At 77.5% G+C, this 3714-nt stretch carries 1 protein-coding gene and 1 pseudogene; both read left to right on the forward strand.

The window, feature by feature from the left end:
* A pseudogene (locus C1I98_RS42175) lies at nt 1-2306 on the forward strand (hypothetical protein); the annotation flags it as partial.
* Nucleotides 2206-3714 (forward strand): hypothetical protein (locus tag C1I98_RS36575; protein ID WP_199537489.1); only part of this gene is annotated, 1509 nt, incomplete at its 3' end. The pseudogene C1I98_RS42175 and the gene C1I98_RS36575, both read left to right, overlap by 101 nt.

A 3714-nucleotide genomic window follows, 5' to 3' on the forward strand; every position in this document is an offset into this window, starting at 1 on the left:
GGTGGGAGGCCGCGGAGGCGCGCGCACTGGACGGCGGGCGGTTCGCGGCGGCGGCCTGGCTACGGGAGGCGGCGGGCCGACCGGCGGCCGAGGCGGCGGCGCGGCGGTGCGCCGCGGTGGCCGGGGAGATGAGCGAGTTCGGCGGACGGTTGTCGGTGGCGTTCGCCGAGGCGGCGGGCGCGGTCTCGCTGAAGGCGCTGGCCGATGACGCCGCTGGGCGGCTGCTCGCCTGGGGCGCCGCCGTACGGGCCGGACTGATCCATCCGACGCCTCAGATCGCTCACCTGCTGGACGACCTCGCCCCCGCGCTCTCGCCGTACCCGCGGCTGGCCAGGCTCGGCGCGGCGTTCGCCAGGACCGCGCACGCCGGGGCCTACCTGGTCCCCGGCCTTTCCGGCCGGATGCGCGACGCAGCCAGGGCCGAGGCCGCCCAACAGGCCGCCGCCGCGGAGGCGGGCCGGTTCCTGGCGGAGAGCCCGACGCAGACGATCAAGTACGCGCTGGCCACCGAGGTGTGGAAGACTCTGCTCCAGGACGACGAACCGCTCGGCGCGCTGCTCGCCTTGGCCGCGCGCAACGACTGCGCCAAGGCACGGCGGGCCGCCGCGGAGCTTGAGCGGCTGCGCACCGGCGACACCGTGGACCGGATGATCGATGACACCGCCAAGACCCGCCGCGCGAACCGGCCGGGTGGCCGCATCCACTCGGGAGCCCGCGCCAAGCTGGTGGACAAGATCGGCAAGGGCCTCGACCTGGTGGACGCCTGGGTGACGGCGACCCGCGAGGTGACGGCGCTGCACGCGGCCGACGCCGAGGTGTCCTGGGTCCTCAAGCCACTGGACGACCTGCGCGGCGTGGTCACCGAGCACCGCGCGGAGGCCGAGGCGGAGCTGGCCGCGCTGGCCGGCGTACCCGATCCGCTGACGGCCGCCGCCGCGCGCGGTACGGCGGCCCTGGTCGCCGACACGATCCGGCTGCTGGACGGCGGTCCGGTGCCCGGCGCCGAGCCCGCCGCCGCCCACCTGCTCAACGGCGACCTGCTGCTCTGCGCGTCGCTGCCGCTGGAGCCCGGTACGCTCGCCCCCCGCACCCCGCCGCCGCCCGCCACTCCTCGTCGGTGGGCGGGTGCGCGCACCGACGAGGAGTGGCGGGCCGCGTTCCACGCTCGCGCCCGGCTCGGCGACCACGAGGGCACCGCCTCGCTGCTGGCCGTACTCGGCGTACGGAACCGCCGGCTGGCCGAGGAACTGCGCCAGCACCGCGACAAGCTGGTGGACGAGGCCAGGCACGACCGCAGCGACCGGATCGAGGCCATCTCCGACCTGCTCGCCCGGTGGCGGGACGACGGCGTGCTGCCCGCGGCGGCGGCGGCCCGGTTCGCCGCGATGGTCGCGGCGCTGGGCGACGACGGCAGGGAAGACTTCGGCGCGATCGCCAAGGCGCTCGCCGACGTGGAGCGGGAGGCGCGGACGATCCGCGCCGCCGAGATCGCCAGCACGCTCGACCGGCTCACCGAACTCGCCGAGCGGCACGCCACGGTGGCCGCGGGGGCGGGGCGGATCAGCGCGTTCGCCGAGGCGGGCGACCTCACCACGGCCCGCGAACTGCTGGCGCGGGCCTGCGAGGGACGGCCGCCGCCGGAGCCGCCGGACGCGATCGACCACCTGGAGCGCTTCTTCCCGCGTTTCCCGCAGGCCTTTGAGCACGCGTACGGGCGCAAGCGCGGCGCGGAGGCCGCGATGTGGCCGCGGCTGCTCGCCGACGCGATGCGCGCCGGTACGGCTCCCGCCGACCCGGCGCTCGCGTCCCTGCTCGAACGCTGCGGCCTCGCCCCCGCCGAGCTGCCCCCCGACCGGCGCGAGGAGTCGGCCCAGGGCCTGCTCGGGTGGCACGCCCTGGCCAAGGGGCCGAAGGCGGCGGGCGACCTCACCGCGCAGGTGGCGGCCGCACTCCGGGTGATCGGCCTGACGGGCGAGCCGACCGGGCGGGGACCGAACCACCGGCGTGCCCCCGACGACCCCGCCGCAAAAGGGACAGAAGCATGGGGCCCGGACCTCCGTCGCGTTGCCGTCGGCGGACGTCGGGGACCGGATGAGCCCGCCGCGCACTGGGCAGCAGCGCGGCCGGAGTATCCCGGCCGACACCCACCCCTCCGGCGCGATCGGCCTGGTGGGCGAGCCGGGTGGAGACCAGGACCACGGCTGGATGAGCCCGGCCGGTGGCACGGGGCGGCGGTTGCGGGTGTTGCTGGTCTGGCGGGTTCAGCCGCAGCAGGTCGCCGACCTGGTGAAGGGCCAGCCGGGTGACCAGACCGTGCTGGTGTTGTGCTTCGGCGTGCTGTCGCCCGAGCAGCGGCATCGGATGGCCGCCGCCTGCCGTACCGGGCAGGGGCCGGTGGCCGGAGTGGTCGATGACGCGGCGGTGGGCTACCTGGCCTGCCTGCCCGGGCCGAGCTGGGCCGCCGCGGTGGGCCTGCTCGCGCCGTTCGGTTCGGCGAACCCGTACGCCGCCGCGGGCCACGCGCCCCCCGAGATGTTCTACGGCCGCGCGGCGCAGCTCGCCGCGGTGACCGGCGGCACCGGCCCCTGCCTGGTGCATGGCGGGCGGCGGCTCGGCAAGTCCGCCCTGCTCCGCCAGGCCGGACGGCAGGCCCGCCGGACGGCCCCGGACACCATGGTCGTCTCGGCCTCCATCCGGCAGGTCGGCGCGGTGCTGCCCGCCGCCGCGCTGTGGCCCGCGCTCGCCGCGGCCCTCGACGACGCCGGGCTGCCGCACGCGCACGACCGGACACCGGCCGGGGTCCGCCGCCTGATCGGCGAGTGGATCGGGGGAGACCCGGCCAGGCGGATGCTGATGCTGCTGGACGACGCCGAGGGGTTCCTGGCGGCCGACGCGCGGCAGGCGTCGGCGAACGTGGCCGCGCTCGCCGACCTGATGGAGGAGACCGGCCACCGCGTCCGGGTGGTCTTCGCCGGACCGGGACATCCGGGCCGGTTCCAGGGCGAGGCGGTCACGGTCGGCCCGCTCGACCCGCAGGACGCCTTCGACCTGCTCACCCGCCCGCTGGCGGCGCTGGGGCTGCGGCTCGGCCCCGAGGCGGCGGCCCGGGTGGTCACCGAGGCCAACAACGCCCCCGCGCTGATCCGGCTGTTCGCCGACGCGCTGCTGTGCCGGGCGCGGCGGGCCCCGGTGGCGCGTACGACGCTGCCGTACGCGGTCACCCGGGAGGACGTGACGGCGGTGTGGCTGGACCTTCGGGCCGCGCCGGGGTACCGCGACCGGCTGGAGCGGGCGCTCGGCCTCGCCGGGCGGTGCAAGGTGATCGTCTACGCGATGGCGTTCCACGCGCTGGACGCGGGGCCCGACGCCGTCCTCACCACGGACGAGCTGCGCGCCGCGTGCGAGGAGTGGTGGCCGGAGGGCTTCGCCGGGGCGGGCGGCGACTTCCCGGCGCTGCTGGAGGAGTGCGTGGGGCTGGGCATGCTGGCCGCCGACGGCGGCGGGTTCCGGCTGCGCACGCCGTACATCCTGACCCTGCTGGGCGGCGCGGGCCAGATCGAGGCGGTGCTCGAAGGGGGTTTCGGGGCCCCTGCGGGCTTCGACCCGGAGTCCGTCCGGGCGCCCGGCCCCGACGGCCGGGACCGCTCGCCGCTGACCGGCGGCCAGGTGGCCCGGCTGCTGCGCCCAGGCGGCGGGTTGCGCCTGGTCACGGGC

This window comes from Spongiactinospora gelatinilytica (assembly GCF_003236385.1).
In the GTDB taxonomy this organism is placed as follows: Bacteria; Actinomycetota; Actinomycetes; order Streptosporangiales; family Streptosporangiaceae; genus Spongiactinospora; species Spongiactinospora gelatinilytica.